Source organism: Tropicibacter alexandrii (genome assembly GCF_003667315.2).
In the GTDB taxonomy this organism is placed as follows: Bacteria; Pseudomonadota; Alphaproteobacteria; order Rhodobacterales; family Rhodobacteraceae; genus Tropicibacter; species Tropicibacter alexandrii.
Genome location: NZ_RCTZ02000002.1, coordinates 47890 through 67289, shown reverse-complemented (window position 1 = coordinate 67289; position 19400 = coordinate 47890). Strand labels below are relative to the sequence as shown.

Sequence of the window (19400 nt, the reverse complement as noted above, 5' to 3'; positions counted from 1 at the left end):
GCCTTCCCTCGGGGCCATGCATGTCCTCAATATCCTCACGACGGCCTGTAGGTCGGGGCTTTGCCCCGACCCCCTTTTGAGAATCATTCTCAAAAACCTTGACTTGTTGCGAGTGCCTCGCATATGCACAATCAAAGGAGGCCCCATGCCCACACGTCGCTCATTCCTGACCGGAGCCCTTGCCGCGCCCTTGCTGGCGCGCCCGGCGTTTGCTCAAACCCGTCTCAACGTGGTGGCCACGACCGGCATGATCGCCGACGCGGCCCGCGCCATCGGCGGCGATCTGGTCGAGGTCACCCAGCTGATGGGCAGCGGCGTCGACCCCCACGCCTACCGCCAGACCCGCAGCGATGTGGCCACGCTCGCGCGTGCCGATCTGGTGCTGTGGAACGGCCTCTATCTGGAGGCGCAACTGGAACGCCTTCTGACGGACCTGTCCCGGCGCGTGCCGGTGACCGCCGTGGCCGAGGCCACCCCGGCCGAGCATCTCTTGCGCCACGCCGATTACGAGGGCCGCGCCGATCCGCATCTGTGGATGGCGCCGCGCCTGTGGCGCTACGCGGTTGCCGCCACGCGCGACGCGATCTCAGCACAGCGGGACGCCCCCGAGTTCGGCACCAACGCGGCCCGCTACCTCGACGCCATAGACACCTGCGACACCCGCGCCCGCGCGGCGCTGGCCACGGTGCCGGACGCGGCGCGCGTGCTGGTCACAGCCCACGACGCGTTCGGCTACTTCGGCGCCGATTACGGGTTTGAGGTGATGGGCATCCAAGGCCTCTCGACCCAGTCCGAGGCGGGGCTTGCCCGCATTGCCGAACTGGTCGACACTCTTGTCTCCCGCCAAATCAAGGCGGTCTTCGTCGAAAGCTCGGTCTCCGATCGCAACATCCGCGCGCTGATCGAAGGCGCCGCCGCCGAGGGCCACGAGGTTCGGATCGGCGGCACGCTCTATTCCGACGCGATGGGCCAGCCCGGCACCTATGAGGGCACCTATCTGGGCATGATCGACCATAACGTGACCACGATCACCCGCGCGCTTGGTGGCGAAGCACCGGAAACCGGCCTCTTCGGCAAGCTCGGAGGCCCGGCATGAGCCCGTTCGACGTGGCGCGCCAGATCCATAGCCCGCTTTCGGTGCAGGACCTGACCGTCGCCTATCGCGGCGCGCCGGTGCTGGACGGCATCCACATGACCATCGCGCCGGGCCAGATGACCGCGATCATCGGCCCCAACGGCGCGGGCAAATCGACCCTGCTCAAGACCTGCCTCGGCCTTGTATCGGCCCGCAGCGGGCTGGTGCGGTTCTGGGGCGACCCCCTGCCCCGTCAGCGCGCCCGCATCGCCTATGTGCCGCAGCGCGCCTCGGTCGATTGGGAGTTTCCGGCCCGGGCGCTCGACGTGGTGATGATGGGTCTCTACCGCGATCTGGGCCTGCTCGGCCGGGTCAAGGCGCAGCATCTGGACCGCGCGCAGGCCTGCCTTGCCCGCGTGGGCATGGAGGATTACGCCACCCGCCAGATCGGCCAGCTTTCGGGCGGCCAGCAGCAGCGCGTCTTCCTTGCGCGGGCGCTGGCCCAAGAGGCCGACCTCTACCTGCTCGACGAACCTTTGGCCGGGGTCGATGCCGCCACCGAAGCGGCGATCATCGCCGTGCTTCAGGGCCTGCGCGACGCGGGCAAGACCGTGGTCGCCGTGCATCACGACCTGTCCACGGTCGAGGCCTATTTCGACCGGGTCTTCCTGCTCAACCGCCATGCCATGGCCGAAGGCCCTGTCGCCACCACCTTTACCCGCGCCACGCTGGCTCGCACCTATGGGGGCACCCTGCCGGGGCATTGATGCTGGACGCGCTGACGCTGCAACTGGGCTATAACGCCACGCTGGTCGCCCTTGGTGCCACGGCACTCGGGCTGGCGGCGGGCACGGTCGGGGCGTTTTTGACCCTGCGCAAGCGCGCGCTCGTCTCGGATGCGATCAGCCATGCCACCCTGCCCGGGCTGGCGCTGGCCTTTCTGGTCATGGTGTCGCTTGGCGGCGACGGGCGGTTCTTGCCCGGCCTGATGCTGGGCTCGGCGCTGTCCGCCGCTGCGGGCCTGTGGGTCATGGGCTGGCTCACGCGCCGCACCCGCCTGACCGAAGACACCGCGATCGGCGCGATCCTGTCGGTCTTCTTCGGGGCGGGAATCGTTCTGCTGACGGTGATCCAGACCCTGTCGACGGGCCAGCAGGCCGGGCTCGAAGACTTCCTCCTTGGTGCCACCGCCGGGATGCTGCGCAGCGAGGCGCTGACCATTGCCGCCGGGGGTGCGCTGGTGCTGGCGGCCACGCTGGCGCTGCGCCGCCCGCTGCTGATCGCCGCCTTCGACCCCGGCTATGCCCGCGTGACGGGCATCGACACCGACCGGCTGGACCGCGCCTTGATGCTGCTGGTGCTGGCCGTGACCGTGACGGGGCTGAAGATCGTCGGCCTGATCCTGATCGTGGCGCTGCTGATCATCCCGTCAGCAGCCGCGCGGTTCTGGTCCGAAAGCGCGGCCCGCGTGGTCGCCATCTCGGGCGGGATCGGCGCTCTGTCGGGCTATGTGGGCGCGGCACTGTCGGCCACGGCACCGGACCTGCCCACGGGCCCGCTGATCGTGCTGACAGCAAGCGCGCTGTTCACTCTGTCGCTGTTTGCCGCCCCGGCGCGCGGCCTGCTGTGGAGACGCGCGTGATGGGGGCGGATTTCGTCATGCTCTCGCTCGCCCCGCTGCTGATCGGGATCTGCGCCGCGCTGGCCTGCGCCCTTCCCGGCAATTTCCTGATCCTGCGGCGGCAGGCGCTTTTGGGCGATGCCATCAGCCACGTCGTCCTGCCGGGGATCGTGCTGGGCTTTCTGCTGACCGGCAGCGCCAGCACATGGCCGATGCTGCTGGGCGCGGCCGGGGCCAGCGTGCTGGCCGTGGCCCTGATCGAGGCGCTGCGCCGCGCGGGCGTCGAGAACGGTGTGGCGATGGGCGTGGTCTTTACCACGCTGTTCGCCGCCGGGGTGTTGCTGCTAGAACAGACGGATACGTCGAGCGTCCATCTCGATGTGGAACACGCGCTCTACGGCAATCTCGAAAGCCTGATCTGGATCGATGCGACCGGCTGGGGCTCGCTGCTGGACTGGCAGGCCTTGCAGGGCCTGCCGCCGGAACTGCCGCGCATGGTCGGGGCGCTTTTGGTCCTGACTGTCCTGACATGGGTGTTCTGGCGTCCGCTCGCGCTCAGCAGCTTCGACGAAGGCTTTGCCCGCGCGCTCGGCCTGCCGGTGGCAGCCATCGGGCTGGGCGTCAGCTTGTCCGCCGCGCTGGCCGCCGTGGCGGCGTTTGACGCGGTGGGGGCGATCATCCCGATCGCCATGTTCATCTGCCCCCCCGCCACGGCTCGGCTGATCACCGACCGGCTGGGCGCGCAGATCGCGTGGTCGCTGGTCTTTGCACTGGCCTCGGCGGTGTCGGGCTTTGTGCTCGCCACCTATCTGCCGCTCTGGCTGGGCCATGACAGCGCGGTGTCTGCGGCGGGAATGATCGCCACCGTCTCGGGCCTGCTCTTGGGCGCAGCGGCGCTGCTGACTCCGTTTCGGCGGAACATGGCGTAGGGCGGGGCTGCGCCCCGCCCCCCTCCGAAAAGGACTCCAAAAAGAACAAATCAGGAACTAAACTCGGGCACATGTTCGCCGAGCTCTGCATCACATCCAACTTCACCTTTCTCACCGGGGCCTCCCACCCCGAGGAATATGCCGAGCGTGCCGCCCTGATCGGCCTCTCGGCCATCGCCATCGCCGACAGCAATTCCGTCGCGGGCATCGTCCGGGCGTGGTCGCAGCTGCGCGAGATTCGCCACCAGATCGCCGAACGCGCCGCCGCCTTGCCAGACGGCCCCATCGGCCCGCCCTGCCCCGAGCACATTCCCCGCCCCGCCAGCCTGCCCGTCACCAACCTGCCCCGGCTGATCCCCGCCGCGCGGCTGTGCTTCACCGACGGGATCGAAGCCACCGCGCTTGCCGCCACCCGTCAGGGCTGGGCCACGCTCTGCCGCCTGCTGACGCTGGGCCGCCGCCGCGCGCCCAAGGGCGCGTGCGAGCTGCACCTGACCGACCTGCCCAAGACGCTGGACGGGGTGCAGTTGATCCTGCACCCGCCCGCCGCGCTGACCCCGTCTGACGACTGGATGGCGCAGGCCCAGATGCTGGCCCGCCATGCCTGCCACCTTGCCCTGACGCCCCGCTATGACGGGCATGACGTGGCCCGCTTCGACGCCCATGACAAGCTGGCGCAACGGCTGAACGTGCCCACCCTCGCCAGCGCCGCACCCATGATGCATCATGGCCGTCGCCGCCGCATGGCCGACGTGCTGACCGCCATCCGACAGGGCTGCCGGATCGACCAACTGGGCCGCTTTGCCCTGCCCAATGGCGAACAGCGCCTGCGCTCCGAGGCCGAGATGCGCCGCATCCTCGGTCGCCATGAAACGGCCGTCACCCGCGCCGCCGCCCTTGCCGAGCAATGCAGCTTCGATCTGGGCGAGTTGCGCTATGAATACCCCTCCGAGATCACCGGGGACGAGACCGCGACCCAACGCCTGTCCCGCCTCGCCCATGAGGGGCTGAACTGGCGCTATCCGCATGGCGCGCCGGACAAGGTGCGCGCCATGCTCGCGCATGAGTTGGACCTGATCGCCAAGCTGAAATACGAACCGTATTTCCTGACCGTGCGCGACATCGTGGCCTTTGCCCGCTCGCGCAATATCCTGTGTCAGGGGCGCGGGAGCGCCGCCAATTCCGTGGTCTGCTACTGCCTCGGCGTGACCTCGGTCTCGCCCGAGATCGGTACGATGGTCTTTGAGCGTTTCGTGTCAGAGGCGCGCGACGAGCCGCCCGATATCGACGTGGATTTCGAGCATGAACGCCGCGAGGAGGTGATCCAGCACATCTATGACCGCTACGGGCGGCACCGCGCGGGGCTGTGCGCCACCGTCATCCACTATCGCGGCAAGCGCGCCGTGCGCGAGGTCGGCACCGCCATGGGCCTGAGCCAAGACACTGTCGGCGCGCTGTCCTCTCAGTTGTGGGGGTTCTTTTCCTCGGACGGCATCCAGCCCGAACGCCTGCGCGAGATCGGCCTTGACCCGACCGACCGCCACCTGCTGATGACGCTGGACCTGATCCAAGAGATCATCGGGTTTCCAAGGCACCTCTCCCAGCATGTGGGCGGCTTCATCGTGACCGAGTGGCGGCTGGACGAACTGGTCCCCATCGAGAACGCCACGATGGAGGGGCGGACCGTCATCTGCTGGGACAAGGACGATATCGACGCGCTCGGCATCCTCAAGGTCGACGTGCTGAGCCTTGGCATGCTGACCTGCATCCGCAAGGCGCTGGACCTGCTGGCCACCCATCACGGTATCCGCCACAATCTGGCGTCGATCCCGTCCGAAGACCCCAAGGTCTACGACATGCTCTGCCGCGCCGACAGCGTCGGCGTGTTTCAGGTCGAATCCCGCGCGCAGATGAACTTCCTGCCGCGTATGCGCCCGCGCACGTTTTACGATCTGGTGATCGAGGTCGCCATCATCCGCCCCGGCCCGATCCAGGGCGACATGGTCCACCCCTATATCCGCCGCCGCAACGGCGAAGAGCCGGTGTCGTTTCCGTCGGATGCGCTTGGGGAAGTCTTGGGCAAGACGCTGGGCGTGCCGTTGTTTCAGGAACAGGCGATGCAGATCGCCATCATCGGTGCCGGGTTTTCGCCGACCGAGGCAGACCGCCTGCGCCGCAGCCTCGCCACCTTCAAGAAGCACGGCAATGTCAGCGAATTCCGCGACCGCTTTCTGCTGGGCATGGCGCGCAACGGCTATGCCCCCGACTTTGCCGAGCGGTGTTTTTCCCAGATCGAGGGGTTCGGGTCCTATGGCTTTCCCGAAAGCCACGCCGCCAGTTTCGCCCTACTGGTCTATGCCTCGGCCTGGATCAAGTGCCACCATCCCGGCATTTTCGCCTGCGCGCTGCTGAATTCCCAGCCGATGGGCTTCTACGCCCCCGCGCAGATCGTCCGCGATGCCCGCGAACACGGCGTCACAGTGCGCCCGGTCTGCATCAATGCCAGCTATTGGGACAACGTGATGGAGCCGGATGGTCTGGGCGGGCTGGCGTTGCGGCTGGGGTTCCGGCAGCTCAAGGGGCTGGCCGAGGAAGACGCAGCCTGGATCGCCGCCGCGCGCGGCAATGGCTATCAATCCGTCCGCGACGTCTGGCGCCGCGCTGGCACCGCCCCGCATCTGTTGGAAAAACTGTCAGAGGCCGATGTCTTTGCCTGCCTCGGCCTGACCCGGCGCGAGGCGCTGTGGCAGGCCAAGGCCCTGTCCAAAGGCCCCGAACTGCCGCTGTTCGCGCAGGACATGGATGGCGAGGTGCATGACGAGGCCGCGCCGAACCTGCCCGCCATGACCGAAGGTCAGGAGGTGGTCGAGGATTACATCGCGACCCGCCTGACCCTGCGCCGTCACCCGGTGGCCCTGCTGCGGCACATCCTGACGCCTCAGGACGGCACGCAGGCGTCCTGAACCGCCGTGATCGCGCTGATGGTGCGCCCCTGCACCGTCCAGCTTTTCGCCGCCTGCACCTGACCGGAGGCCGGCACGATGCATTCCGTCACCACCACCGGGCCACTGGCGGGGCGGTCGATGATGACAAAGCTGAAATTGTAGAAATCCATCTCGAACAGGTGGAAGCGCGGGCGTCTATGCGGAGCTTCCAGCTTGGTCCCGCTGCCGCCGACGACCAGTTGCGGCGGGTCCTCCGCGCTGGCCTGCACCATCTCGAACAGGTGCTCGTGACCGCTGAGGACCATCTGAATGCTGTCGGGCAAGCTGTCATCATAGGTCTGGTAAACCGACCAGAGCGGCACATGGGTCAGCAGCCAGACCGCATCGCTGCGCCCCTCGGCCTTGGCGAAATCGCTGGCCTTGAAGGGGATTTCATCGGCGCTGTCATAGACCAGCAAGTCCAGCGCGGGCGCGGTGCCACCGGGCAGCGAGATCATGTAGGACAGATCCGCCGCCTGATCCTTGGCGCAGGTTGCCTGATCGCTTTCCGACCCCTCCGGCGCGAAAAAGATCGACCAGCCGCGCCAGCCGCGATCCGTCTGGCGGCAATCCTCGTGGTTGCCCCGGACAAAGACCCACGGCGCGGCGGGCAGCAACGTCTTGGCCTTGGAAAAGAAATCCGACTGCCAATACTCCCATTCGCGCAGCTGGCTTTCCGTCCCGCAGCCCTCATCGCCATTCCAGCAATTCCACTGGTAGACGAAATCGCCCACATGCACGACCAGATCCGGCCCCGCCGCAGCAACCCCCTGCGCCACGGTGTCGAATATCCAGTCAGGCGCAGCACAGCGCTGCCCGCTGTCCGGGTGCTCCTTGCGGCAGCCGGTATCGCCGATCACGGCGACGCGGCGCGGGGCCTCTTGCGGCACCGTCAAGGTCTGGCCGCCCACCGTGACCGAAGCCTGCGCCGCGCGGTCGAAGGTCGCCTCGCAGACCGACAAGGCCGCACCTGCCCCGTCGACCATACCCTGCAAGCCGTCGCGGTTGCGCAGGCTCAGCGGCACCGAGGCGCCAACCGAGGCGCACTCGCCCGAGGCAATGACCCGCAGCGTCGCCTTGCCGTCGGGCAAAAGCTGGACCCAGGCATGGGCCACATCGGCCTGCGCTGGCGCGGCCAGCAAGCAAAGGGCAACAAGGCCCGACGGAATGACACGCTTCATGAGATTTTCTCCAGTTGGACAAACGGCAAGGTTGCACGGCAAAGCGCACCTGCCAATGACCACGGTCACAGCCTCGGTTGACCTGCCCGCCCGTTGGCCTCACCTTTCCGATCGACCCCACGCCCGCGCTCAGGACACCCGATCATGCTCGACAAGCTGGAAATGTTCATCGCGCTGGCCCGCGAAAGCCATTTTGGCCGCGCTGCCGAAAGCCTCAACATCTCGCAACCGACCCTGTCGGCGGGCATCAAACAACTCGAAGAGCAACTGGGCGTGCAACTGGTCATCCGTGGCTCGCGCTATGGCGGGTTGACGCCCGAAGGTCAGTCGGCGCTGGTCTGGGCGCGGCGCATCACCGCCGACACCCGGCAGTTGCGCGACGAGATGCGCGCCAAGCGCCACGGCTTGTCCGGGGAAATCCGCCTCGCCGTGATCCCGACCGCGCTGACATGGGCTGCGCACCTGTCCAGCCGTTTCGCCGACCGGCATCCCAATGTGCGCTTCACCATCCTGTCGCACAGCTCTCGCGAGATCCAAGTGATGCTCGACAGTTTCGAGGCCGATGCCGGCATCTCCTATCTCGACAACGAGCCGCTGGGCCGGGTCGACACGGCGGCCCTGTACCGCGAACGCTACGTCCTGCTGTGCCGGGACGACGCGCGCCTTGCCAGCCGCAAATCGGTCACATGGGAAGACCTCGACGCCGAGCCGCTGGCCCTGCTGACGCCCGAAATGCAGAACCGCCGCATCATCAACCAGGTCTTCGCGGATTACGGCGCGGCCCCGGCCCCGCTGATCGAATCGAATTCCCTGATCGCTCTCGTCTCAAGCGTGCTGGGCGGGCGGTGCATGACCGTCCTGCCCGATGACATCGCGCGGTTTCTGGCCAGCGGGCAGCCGCTGCGCATCGTTCCGATCGAGGGCGATGCCCAGCGCCATTCGGTCGGGCTCGTGGTGCCGCATCGCGACCCGCATACCCCGGTCATCGAGGCCCTGCTGGCCGCCGCCGATCGCCTGTCGCGGCCCAAGGCCTGAGCCCTTGCACCCGCCAATCAGTCAGTTCGTCAGGAGGCAATCCGCGACCGTTTGCACAGGTAGGCGGACAGCTCCTCTGACGGCATCGGCCTGCTGAACAGGAACCCCTGCAGCGAGGTCACGCCCATCTCCTTCAGCAGCGCGGCCTGTTCGGGGGTTTCGACCCCTTCCGCCGTCGTGGCGACGCCAAGCGCGCTCGCCATGTCGATGATCGCGCGGACGATCAACCGCTGTTCGGCGCTTTGCACGATGGGGGCCACCAGCTCGCGGTCGATCTTGACCCGGTCCGGGCGCAGGCGGGTCAGGGCGACCAGCGAGGCATGCCCGGTCCCGAAATCGTCGATCTCGATCCTGATGGCACGTTCGCGCAGCTTGTCGATCATCCACTGATCGCGCACGGACAGCTTGTCGATCAGCACCGTCTCGACGATTTCGAGCGCGAGTTCGGCGCGCATCTCGGGCAGCGTCAGCGTCGTCTCGACCAGCAGCGGGTCGCGCAGCCGTGCAAAGCTGACATTGACCGACAGCTTGCCAATATCCAGCCCCTGCTGCTCCAGCGCGCAGACCTGCTGCGCCGCCTTCTTCATGATGACGGCGTCGATATCGCCGATCCGGGACATTTCCTCGGCGATGTCGATGAAGCCGTCCGGTCCGATCAGCCCCCGCGTCGGGTGCTGCCAGCGCGCCAGCGCCTCAAGGCCGACGACCCGGCCATCCTCGGCGTCGTGCTGCGTCTGGAAATACGGGATGAATTCATCCCGTTCGAGGCCGCGCACGATCTCGTCGGCGAGGCATTTCCGCTTTTGGGCTTGCTTGCGCAGCGCCGTGCTGTAGGCGTGGGTCTGGTTCTTTCCCGCCGCCTTCGCCCGGTATAGCGCAAAATCGGCCTCGACGATCAGGGCATCGGGATCACGGGTGCCAAGCAACGTGCTGGCAAGACCCACGGACACCCCGAAGCGCAATTCGCGGCCCCGCAACATCAGCGGCCTGCGCGCCCACGCGACGATGTCCTCGGCCAGCTTATCCGCCACTTCCTGTTTGCCGCCGGGAATCACGACGATGAACTCGTCCCCGCCGGTCCGGCCCAGAAACGCGTGGCGCGGCGCCAGCCTGCCAAGCTCCTGCGCCATCTCGCGCAACAATTCGTCACCGACCGCGTGCCCGGCCGTATCGTTGATCTGCTTGAATCCGTCCAGATCCATCTCGAGCACATGCAGGACGGCGTTGCCGACGTTCAGTTCCTGACGCAGCTTGCGGTAGATGCCGCGCCGGTTCAGCAATCCCGTCAGCTCGTCATGGCTGGCTTGGTACTCCATCCGGCGCAGATAGCCGGCGATCAGGATCGCCATGGTCACACCAAGCGCGCAGTTCAGCCCCCCAAGCCCCACGTGATTGAGGAAGTGAATCCACTGGTAACTGTCGGCAGGCCAGACCAGCGAGGGCAGCGCAAAGCTCAGGATGCCATGATGCACCAGCGCGACAACCAGCGTCGTGACCACCGACCGCCAGCAGGCAAAGGCGACGACAAGCCCGCTGTTGATGAAATAGAACATGTGCACTTCGAGCATGTATTGCCCGCCATGCAGGTCCGCCACGACGTAAAGCGCCATCATCCACGTGGTATTGATCGCCACCGTCAGCACCAGCCGGGTGGCCAGTTCGTGGCGGTGCTGGCACCAGCGCATCATGGCCAGCACTCCGATCACGATCATCGGCACGGCGACGCTTTCGACCGGGATATCCATGAACACGGCCATGCCCGAGACGCCAAGCGTCATCAGCCAGTAATAGGCGACGATCACCCGGCTGCATATGCTGCGGAGCTCGTCCAGACGCTCGCCCCGCAGGTCCTGCTGGCGGAATTGCGACGACATCATCATGTGGATTGGTCACCTGAAAGGGCCGTCGCCCCGGTCGAACATGCCTTGGCTGCGGTCGCGTTCAGCAGGAAGACGGCGCCCTCCGCCTTCAGGCCCAGAGTTTGCGAGCGGGTATCGGGCGAGACGATCAGCAGCCAGTCGACCGGCCCCGGTCCGACGATTCGGCTGCCGCTTGCGGCGGCGGCCATGAAGACGCGTTTTTCGCCCCACCAAGGCGGGAAGACGGCGAGCGAAAGCGCCCTTGGCTCGCCCGCACCGCGCATCGCGATCAGTCCCAGCGACCATACGATCGCGAATCCCGTGATCAGGCAGGGCAAACCGATGATTTGCAAGGCGTTCCGGCGCAACACGGCGTCTCCTGTCATCCGTGTGACGAACACGGGCTTATCTCGACATGGCTTTGCGGCCAGACTATGCGTTCCACCCTTTAAGAATGGTTAACGCTCTCGAAACCTTGTGCTTCTCTGAAAGCCAAACCGATGCGGCTTTCCATTCGCGGGCGCGCGCTGTAGGCAGCACCCACCGGAACGGACAAGGGGTGCGGACGATGGCCTTGAATGCCACAATCTACAAGGTCGAACTGTCCGTCTCGGACATGGACCGCCATTACTACGAGACCCACAAGCTGACCATTGCCCGGCACCCGTCCGAGACCGATGAGCGGCTGATGCTGCGGCTCGTCGCCTTTGCGCTGAACGCCCATGACCATCTGGAGATGACCAAGGGCCTGTCGACGGATGACGAACCCGACATCTGGCAGAAAAGCCTCAGCAACGAGATCGACCTTTGGGTGACGCTGGGGCTTCCGTCGGAAAAGGTGATCCGCCAGTCCTGCAACAAGTCCGCCCGCGTGGTCATCTACCCCTATGGCGGGCGCGCCGCCGAGGTCTGGTGGGACAAGGTCAAGGGCAGCACCACCCGCTTCGACAATCTCGAGGTCACGGCCTTCTCCGAAGCGGATAGCGCCGCCCTTGCCGCGCTCGCCAGCCGGGCGATGAAGATTCAGGTGAACATCCAGGATGGCGAGGTGATGGTCGGTGTCGGCGATGCCGTGGTCTATGTCACGCCCCTGCCGTGGAAGGGCGCGGCCTGACAGGCGCATGACCCTCAGGCACGCAGACCTTCGCCGCGCACCAGCCGCAAGGACAGCCCCGCGACCAGCGTGACAAGGATCAGGCCGCCCGCGACCCACATCAGCGCGCCCGCAAGCGCCTGATCGCCCAGCGCGGTCATGCCATAGGGCACTGTCGTCAGGTCGTGCCACGGGTGCCAGACCCGCGGCGAAAAGATCAGCAGAACCGACAGCAAGGTCATCTGTGCCCCGGTGGCGGCCACCGCCAGAAGCGTGGCAAAGGGCGCGCGGGTCACGGACCGGCGCAGCGACGCCCATAGCAGCACGGCCGCGCCGAGCAGGCTCAGATGCATGGCCCAGTAAGCGAGGTCGGATTGCAGCGTCACGGCATAGGGCCCCGGCACGTGCCAGACCCAGAACAGCACCGCAAAAAGCGCGGCGGCGATGGCGGGCGATGGCGCGCGGCGCAAGAGGCCCGACAGCAGCGGTGCCGCGACCAGCGTCAGCAGCAGATGTTGCGCCACCCGCGCCGAGAACAGCGCCATCGAGGCGGCACAGAGCGGCGAGACGAACAGCGCCGCGACCAGCGCCCAGCCGATCAGCGGTTGCCGCCGGGCCGGGCCTTGGGTGGTCCAGAGCACCGCAATTAGCGCCACCGCCAGCCCGGTCAGCAAGACCGGGTCCAGCGTCCAGCGGGCCAGCAGGTCCGACGGCAGCGGCGGTGTGCCGCAAAAGGGAACGTATTCGGTCATCTCAGCCTCCACAGCCTTGAAGAAGCACCAGCGCGGCCGCGTTGGCGAGACAGGCCAGCGCAAAGATCAGCCCGCCCCAGAACGCGGCCCGGCGCAGGTCTGCGCTGGCGCCCTTGGGGGCGGCGACCACCGACCACAGACACAGCGCCAACGCGACCACTGTCGCAACGATCGCGTCTGCCACCACCGTCGGATGGTCGATCAGCGCGCGCGCCGCGCAACTGGCCGAGATCAGCGCGTAGATCGCGATGAAATGCGCAGCCCAAGCCAGCCCGGGGCGTGCGATTGCGGTGATCTGGCGGGCCAGCGGGCTCATCCGACACCCCCGTAAGCGCCCGCCACGAACAGCGCCGCAGCCACCACGACCATCAGCCCCGCGCCCTTGGCCAGCGTGGCAAGGTTGAAATCCGGCATCGACTGGCCCGGCCCGACGCGCCGCGCCGTGCGGCGCGCGGCGTTGAACAGTGCCCAGAAAACAAGCGCGAACAGCACAAGGCCGGTAAAGGCGACGATGGCCCACAGCGTCGCGCCCAGCGCGCTGACCCACGGATCGACCGGCCCCAGCGACAGGCCCAGAAGCCCCGCTGCCGCGATCGCCAGCGCGGCGGTCAGCAGCGACAGCACCGTCGTTATGCCGAACCTGTCCGCCAGCGCGGCGCGCCGCGTCATCTGGCCCGCCAGCGCCACGCCAAGCCCGCACAGACCGCCAAGCCCGGCGGTCAGGGCCTCGGGCCGGGCGACAGCCGCCGCCGCGTCGGGGCGGATGTTCCACAGGTACAACAGCCCGAAGACCAGCGAGGCGAACAGGGCCATCAGCACAAGCATCGTCCCGACAAGCGCGACATGCATGTGCGACCGGCGGTCCACCACGTTGACCGGCAGGTCGTGCCCCATGCCCGCATCGCGGGTGACGCCGCTGTCCGACGGCTCCCACGCCCAGACGGCAAAGGCGGCCAACGCGATCACCGCCCCCACGCCGCTCAGCCAATAGGCCGAGGCCAGCGTCGCCCCGAACAGCAGCGCCATCCCGAGTGCGGCGATCATCGGAACCCATGTCGGATGCGGCAGGCGCAGGATATATAGCGGCGCACCGCTCACCGGGTCGCAGCCCACCGTCTCGCGCCGCCCGTCGCGCAGGCCGTGCATCACGCCTTCGACCTCGTGCGCCTCGGCCTCCAGCAGGTCGGGCTGATCCCATAGCGGCTCGCGGCTGTGGACTGGCGGGATGGCGTGGAAGTTGAACCCCGGCGCCACCGGCGGATACAGCCATTCCAGCGTCCCCGCCCCCCACGGGTTGCGCGGCGCGATCGGGCCGTGCCGACGACTGCGGAAGAAGTCGTACACGAATAGCACGATCCCGGCGGCAAGGATGTAGCTGCCGATGGAACTGAGCATGTTCAGGCGGTCCCAGCCAAGCCCTTCGGGATAGGTCGCGACGCGACGCGGCATGCCGCGCAGCCCGGTGATGTGCATCAGCAGGAAGGTCACGTTGAAGCCCACGAACATCAGGCCGAACACCCAGCGGCCCAGTCGCTCGGACATCATCCGGCCGGTGAAATGCGGCGCCCAGTAGTAGAAGGCCCCGATTAGCGGAAACACCATGCCGCCGATCAGCACGTAATGCAGGTGCGCCACGACGAAGTAACTGTCATGTGCCTGCCAGTTGAACGGCACGCTGGCCAGCATCACCCCGGTCAGCCCGCCGATGACGAAGATCGACAGGAAACCGAGGATGAACAGCATCGGGACGGTCAGCCTTGGCCGGCCCGAGGCCAGCGTCGCGATCAGGCAGAAGATCTGGATGCCCGTCGGCACCGTCACCATGGTCGAGGCCGCCGAGAACAGCGACAACGACAGGATCGGCAGGCCCGTGGCGAACATGTGATGCGCCCACAGGCCAAAGCTGATGAAGCCCATCGACACCACCGCCGCCACCGCGAACCCGTAGCCGAACAGCGGCTTGCCGACGAAGGTGGGCAGCATCGTCGCCACCATCCCGGCGGCGGGCAGGAAGATGATGTAGACCTCCGGGTGGCCGAACAGCCAAAACAGGTGCTGCCACAGCAACGGATCGCCGCCCAGCGTGGGATCGAAGAAGGGCAGGCCCAGCAGCCGTTCCGCTTCGAGCAGGATCGAGCCGATGATCAGCGGCGGAAAGCCGATGGCGATCATGAAGGCGGTGATCAGGATATACCACGCAAAGATCGGCATCTTGGTCAGGCTCATCCCCGGTGCGCGGGCGCACAGGATGGCGGTGATCAATTCGACAGCCGCCGTGACCGAGGCGATTTCCGCGAAGGTGATCCCGATCAGCCAGAAATCCGCCGACAGGCCCGGCGTATGCGCCTGCGTCGACAGCGGCACATACATGAACCACCCGCCATCGGGCGCTGCGTCGAACAGGAAGGATGACAGCACGATGATGCCGCCGAACAGGTAGCAATAGTAGCCGAACTGCCCGAGCCGCGGAAAGATCAGGTCGCGCGCGCCCAGCATCAGCGGGATCAGGTAGACCGCGAACCCTTCGAGGATCGGGATCGCGAACAGGAACATCATCAATGTCCCGTGCATGGTGAAGACCTGATTGTAGGTTTCCAGATCGAGAAAGGTATTGCCCGGCACGATCAGTTGAGTGCGCACCAGCAGCGCGAGGAACCCGGCGATCAGGAAGAAGGCAAAGCCGGTATAGATGAAACGCCGCCCGACCACGCGATGACTGACAGAGGACAGCACCCGCAGGCCCTTGGGCGTGTCCCAGACGCCTTCGAAGGTCTTGTCCTCGCCCTTGTGCGCGCCGGAATAGTCCGGTGGTGTCTCTGCAACGGTCATGTCAGCCCCTCCAGCCAAGCCACGAGGGCGCGCAGGTCGGGGCCGGACAACTGGTTGTACGAAGGCATCTCGGCCCCCGGTTTCATGTCGCCCACATCCACGATCCACCCGGCGAGGTTGCCGGTATTCATGTCCCACATGCCCGCGCCCAGCGTGGCACGCTGGCCGATGCGGGTCAGGTCCGGGCCGATCTGGGCCTCCGAGAGGCCCGCCACGCGGTGGCAGGCGATACAGCCGTTCTCGCGGAACACCTCGGCGCCGCGACGTTGTTGCGGGGTCACGGCATCGCTTGCGTCGCCGTCCAGATCGGTGAGGAAGGCGTCGAATTCATCGTGTGGCAGGACCACCGCCTCGAACGCCATGAGCGGATGCGCCAGCCCGCAGAACTCGGCGCATTGGCCGCGAAAGCGGCCTTCGCGGGTGGCGGTGACGGTCAACCGGTTCACCCGGCCCGGGATCATGTCCATCTTGCCCCCGATCGACGGCACCCAGAAGGAATGGATGACATCGCTGCTTTTCAGCCGGATCTCGACCGGCTCGCCCAGCGGCAGAACGATCTCGTTGGCGTCGCGCAGGGCGCGCCCGTCCGGGTCGTAGATCACGTTCCACCAGAATTGCTTGCCCGTCACTTCGATGACATGGGCCGGGGCGACCGGCCCGGCGATGCTCCGCAGCACGAGGGTCGAGACGGTGAAGAGCAGCGCCAGCACCACCACCGGAAAGACCACGCCGCCGCCGATGATCCACCATGCCCGCGCCGTGCCGCGCCCACGCCACGCCAGCGCAACGAGCCCCATGACGATGACGAAGATCACCGCCCCCGCCACAGACATCGCGATGGTCAGCCACAGGGTCTCGCCCGCGGCGAGCCCCGCGATGCGCGAGGTGTCCTGACTGCCGAAGACGTTCAGGGTGGACTCCATCTCAGCGCCCCAACGTATAGAGGTAGGCCGCCATGTGTTCGGCCTCCGGTTCGGTGATCCCCATGTCGGGCATCACGGTTTCGGGCGCGTGGCGCGGCGGCGATTGCAGCCAGTTTACAAGGTCGCCGGGACGGTTCGGCAGGACCCCCGCGATGTAGGACTGGTCGCGCCAGCCGGTCAGGTCGGGTCCGACGCTGCCCCGCGCCCTCGGGATGCCGGGGATGGTGTGGCAGGCCCCGCAACCATATCGCGCAATCAGCACCGCCCCCCGCCGTGGGTCGCCATCCGAAACCACGAAGGCGGCGGCGCGCCAGTCAGGGGTCGGGGCGGTGTCCAGCGCGGACAGATGCGCCGTCAGCCAGCCCGCCGCCCGCGTCAGCCCGGTGCCGACCGGGTCGGCATCGGGCCGGGCCAGCGCCCAGACCGTCACCGCCACGCAGACCGCCAGTCCGACAAGGCCGGACAGCAGCACGGTGATCGCGCGCAGGGACCTGCGGACCACGCTCATGGGCCGTCACTCTGCCGCGGGCATGTCGTAATCGACCTCGGGCTCGGGCCCTTCGTCGGCGGGGTTCGACACGCGCGCATAATATTCGGCCACTGCGCGCATGTCCTCTTTGGACATCTTGTCGGCGATGGTCGACATCACGTCCATCGCGTCATTGTCGCGCGTGCCCTCTTTCCATAGCTCCAGCTGCAACTGCATGTAGCCAGCATATTGCCCGGCGAGATACGGCACCGAAGGCGGCAGCCCGGTGCCCTGCGCGCCGTGGCAGTTGACGCAGGCCGGGATACCCTTTTCGGCAGAGCCCACGGCGGCCAGTTGACCGCCCCATTGCAGCACCCGGCCATCTATATCGCCATGCGCGGTCTTCAGATCACCGGCGGGCATGGTGGCGTAATAGGCCGCCACCGCCTCGCGCTCGCGCTCGGTCAGGCGCTGCGCGATCCCGGTCATCACCCGGTTCGGGCGGTCGCCGCTGGCGTAATCCTGAAGCTGTTTGAACAGGTACCAGCCCGCCTGCCCGTCGAGCCGCGGAAACGCCGCCGAGCCATCGCCCTGCCCGTCGACGCCGTGGCAGGTGATGCAGGCCATGCCCGACCCGCCCTGTTCGGCGCTGCCCATCGCGACCAGCCGCCCGAGTTCCAGCAGGTCGTTGTCCGGCTTCTGGTCGATGGTGGCGTTGAACATCACGCTGTCGACGTTCAGGCGGCGTTCCAGTTCGTTCATCCCGGGCTCGCCCCCGCTGTCCTGCGCCTGCACGATGGCAACCGGGCCAAGTCCGATGGTCAGGATGGCGAGAAGGGTTGTTCTTGCAAGTTTCATGTCGGGCCTCCTTCAGGCGTCCATCAGCGGGCGCGGATTTTGCAGGTAGTCGTTCTTCATGTGGTCGAGCGTCCAATAGGCCAGACCCATCAACGGCCCCGTCGGGTTGTAGCCAAGGTTCTGCGGGAACAGGCACGCACCAAAGACGAAGACGTTGTGATGGTCCCACATCTGGCCGTAGCGGTTGACGACGCTGGTGGTCGGGTCGGTGCCGATCACCGCGCCGCCGGTATTGTGGGTGGTCTGGTAGGGCACCACCGAATAGCTTTCGCCTTCGGCTGCGCGGTTGACGGTGCTGACCGCGCGGACATTGTCCATGTTGCGGGCGATTTCCTCGGCCTTGGACAGGACATAGGCGCTCATCCTGCGGTCGTTCTCCGGGAAATCGAAGGTCATCCTCAGCAGCGGCTGGCCATAGGCGTCCTTGTAGGTCGGATCGAGGTCCAGGTAGTTCCCCGGCACCGCGACCGAACTGCCATGACAGACGATACCGACATGGTGCAGGTAATTCTCGCGCACGGCCTTCTTCCATTCGGGGCCCCATGACGGCGTGTCGGGCGGCGTCGGATGGTAGTTGATCGGGCGCCCGTTGGTCTGGTTGGCACTGATATATCCGCCGCCGACAAAGCCCAGATCGGTATGGTCGAAATTGTCACCGTTGAAGTCGTCGATCGTCATGCCAAGCGCCCCCGCCCCCATGAACGGGTTGGACCAGACCTCCTTGTCGAAGAAGACGCCCGCCGCAGCGAGGGTCTGGTAGGCGTAGTTCCGGCCCACCGTGCCCTCGCCGGTTTCCGGGTCGTAGGGCTTGCCCAAGCCGCTGACGAGCATCAGATGCACGTTCCACAGCGCATAGGCATTCAGGCAGACCGTGTCGGCGGGCTGGAACACCTCTTGCCCGCGCTCGTCCAGATACGTGACCCCGGTCGCGGTCTTGCCATCGGCGGATTTCTCGACCCGCAGGACCTGCGAATTCATCCGCAGTTCGAAATTCTCATGGTCCTTGACCACGTCATAGATGCAGATGATCGGATCGGCCTTGGCATAGTAGCCACAGCCGAAGCGTTCGCAGAACCCGCAATAGGTGCAGGGGTGCAACTGCGCGCCATAGGCGTTCTCATACGCCTTGGTCACGTTGGCCGAAGGCATCTGGAACGGGTGATAGCCCATCTCCTGCGCGGTCTTCTGGAACAGCTGCAAGGGCGGCGAGGCCTTCATCGGCGGGTTGGGATAATCGGCAGAGCGCGGTCCCTCGAACGGGTTGCCGCCCTCTTTTGTCTCGCCGTTCAGATTGCCCGCGACCCCCGCCGTGCCGCAGACCCGATCGAAGAAATCCAGATGCGGTTCCAGCTCGTCATAGGTGACACCCCAATCCTGCACGTTCAGACCGTCGAGGATGGCTTCGCCGTAGCGGTCGGCATAGTGGCTGCGCATTTTCAGGTCCGACGGCAGCGGCCGCCAAAGCTGGCCGTTCCAGTGGATACCGGCCCCGCCCAGCCCCTTGCCGGGCAGGAACGACCCCAGCCGCCGCATCGGCAGCGCTGTCTGGTCGGAGGAATTGCGGAACGACAGCGTCTTGGTCTGCGTGTCGATCATGTGTTCCTTGCGGCGGGCGTATTTCAGCTCGTCATGTTCCTCGGGCGCGCCGAAATTGCTGGCGTCATGGCGCCAGTCGCCGCGCTCGATCACGACGCAACGTTGGCCCGCATCGGCCAGTTCCTTGGCGGCGGCGAGGCCCGTCCAGCCCGCGCCGACGATGACCACATCGGTTTTCGGAAGTTCCCTGACCATG

At 66.6% G+C, this 19400-nt stretch carries 16 protein-coding genes and 1 pseudogene; 7 read left to right on the top strand and 10 right to left on the bottom strand.

Annotation, left to right across the window (positions count from 1 at the left end):
* Positions 1–145 precede the first annotated feature (145 nt).
* From D8Z78_RS02920 to D8Z78_RS02900, 5 genes and pseudogenes are all read left to right on the top strand, one after another.
* The gene (locus D8Z78_RS02920) at positions 146–1096 is read left to right on the top strand and encodes a metal ABC transporter solute-binding protein, Zn/Mn family (RefSeq protein ID WP_121629211.1); all 951 of its coding nucleotides are present in this window, start codon (positions 146–148) and stop codon (positions 1094–1096) included.
* The gene (locus D8Z78_RS02915; protein ID WP_121629212.1) at positions 1093–1842 is read left to right on the top strand and encodes a metal ABC transporter ATP-binding protein; all 750 of its coding nucleotides are present in this window, start codon (positions 1093–1095) and stop codon (positions 1840–1842) included. Before D8Z78_RS02920 ends, D8Z78_RS02915 begins: the two co-directional genes overlap by 4 nt.
* Positions 1839–2702 (top strand): annotated as a pseudogene (locus D8Z78_RS02910) (metal ABC transporter permease); the annotation flags it as partial. The gene D8Z78_RS02915 and the pseudogene D8Z78_RS02910, both read left to right, overlap by 4 nt.
* A gap of 14 nt (positions 2703–2716) precedes the next feature.
* A complete protein-coding gene (locus tag D8Z78_RS02905) occupies positions 2717–3625 on the top strand; it encodes a metal ABC transporter permease (RefSeq protein ID WP_121629214.1) in 909 nt (302 codons plus the stop codon).
* A gap of 71 nt (positions 3626–3696) precedes the next feature.
* Complete coding sequence (locus tag D8Z78_RS02900; RefSeq protein WP_121629215.1) at positions 3697–6588, top strand: error-prone DNA polymerase; 2892 nt, start codon at positions 3697–3699, stop codon at positions 6586–6588.
* Here the strand turns inward: D8Z78_RS02900 and D8Z78_RS02895 are convergent.
* Positions 6564–7790, bottom strand: coding sequence for a metallophosphoesterase family protein (locus tag D8Z78_RS02895; RefSeq protein WP_121629216.1), 1227 nt, complete (start codon positions 7788–7790; stop codon positions 6564–6566). The two genes, D8Z78_RS02900 and D8Z78_RS02895, sit on opposite strands and share 25 nt — an antisense overlap.
* Positions 7791–7934: 144 nt before the next feature.
* Between D8Z78_RS02895 and D8Z78_RS02890 the strand changes: the two genes are divergently transcribed.
* Positions 7935–8825, top strand: a complete 891-nt coding sequence (locus D8Z78_RS02890) for a LysR family transcriptional regulator (RefSeq protein ID WP_121629217.1) — start codon at positions 7935–7937, stop codon at positions 8823–8825.
* Positions 8826–8854: 29 nt separating this feature from the next.
* On the opposite strand, the gene D8Z78_RS02885 is transcribed toward D8Z78_RS02890, so the two are convergent.
* Together D8Z78_RS02885 and D8Z78_RS02880 are read right to left on the bottom strand one after the other, a co-directional pair.
* Complete coding sequence (locus tag D8Z78_RS02885) at positions 8855–10705, bottom strand: putative bifunctional diguanylate cyclase/phosphodiesterase (RefSeq protein ID WP_121629218.1); 1851 nt, start codon at positions 10703–10705, stop codon at positions 8855–8857.
* On the bottom strand, positions 10702–11052 hold the full coding sequence (locus tag D8Z78_RS02880; RefSeq protein ID WP_121629219.1) for a hypothetical protein: 351 nt from the start codon (positions 11050–11052) through the stop codon (positions 10702–10704). Before D8Z78_RS02880 ends, D8Z78_RS02885 begins: the two co-directional genes overlap by 4 nt.
* 200 nt (positions 11053–11252) lie before the next feature.
* Here D8Z78_RS02880 and D8Z78_RS02875 point away from each other — a divergent pair, with 200 nt between their 5' ends.
* A complete protein-coding gene (locus D8Z78_RS02875; RefSeq protein ID WP_121629220.1) occupies positions 11253–11798 on the top strand; it encodes a YaeQ family protein in 546 nt (181 codons plus the stop codon).
* 14 nt (positions 11799–11812) lie between these two features.
* On the opposite strand, the gene D8Z78_RS02870 is transcribed toward D8Z78_RS02875, so the two are convergent.
* From D8Z78_RS02870 to D8Z78_RS02840, 7 genes are read right to left on the bottom strand one after another with little or no spacing between them, the layout of a single operon-like run.
* Positions 11813–12529: a cytochrome c oxidase assembly protein gene (locus tag D8Z78_RS02870; protein ID WP_121629221.1), complete on the bottom strand. Its 717-nt coding sequence runs from the start codon at positions 12527–12529 to the stop codon at positions 11813–11815.
* Between the two features lies 1 nt (position 12530).
* Positions 12531–12845, bottom strand: a complete 315-nt coding sequence (locus D8Z78_RS02865) for a hypothetical protein (RefSeq protein ID WP_121629222.1) — start codon at positions 12843–12845, stop codon at positions 12531–12533.
* On the bottom strand, positions 12842–15358 hold the full coding sequence (gene ctaD / locus D8Z78_RS02860; protein WP_121629223.1) for a cytochrome c oxidase subunit I: 2517 nt from the start codon (positions 15356–15358) through the stop codon (positions 12842–12844). The genes D8Z78_RS02865 and ctaD overlap by 4 nt, the downstream gene beginning before the upstream one ends.
* The gene (gene coxB / locus D8Z78_RS02855; protein WP_121629224.1) at positions 15355–16281 is read right to left on the bottom strand and encodes a cytochrome c oxidase subunit II; all 927 of its coding nucleotides are present in this window, start codon (positions 16279–16281) and stop codon (positions 15355–15357) included. Before coxB ends, ctaD begins: the two co-directional genes overlap by 4 nt.
* Before the next feature lies 1 nt (position 16282).
* Complete coding sequence (locus D8Z78_RS02850; RefSeq protein ID WP_206169620.1) at positions 16283–16789, bottom strand: c-type cytochrome; 507 nt, start codon at positions 16787–16789, stop codon at positions 16283–16285.
* A 6-nt stretch (positions 16790–16795) separates the two neighbouring features.
* Positions 16796–17608, bottom strand: coding sequence for a c-type cytochrome (locus tag D8Z78_RS02845; protein WP_121629225.1), 813 nt, complete (start codon positions 17606–17608; stop codon positions 16796–16798).
* 12 nt (positions 17609–17620) lie between these two features.
* Complete coding sequence (locus D8Z78_RS02840; protein WP_121629226.1) at positions 17621–19399, bottom strand: GMC family oxidoreductase; 1779 nt, start codon at positions 19397–19399, stop codon at positions 17621–17623.
* Position 19400: the final 1 nt, after the last annotated feature.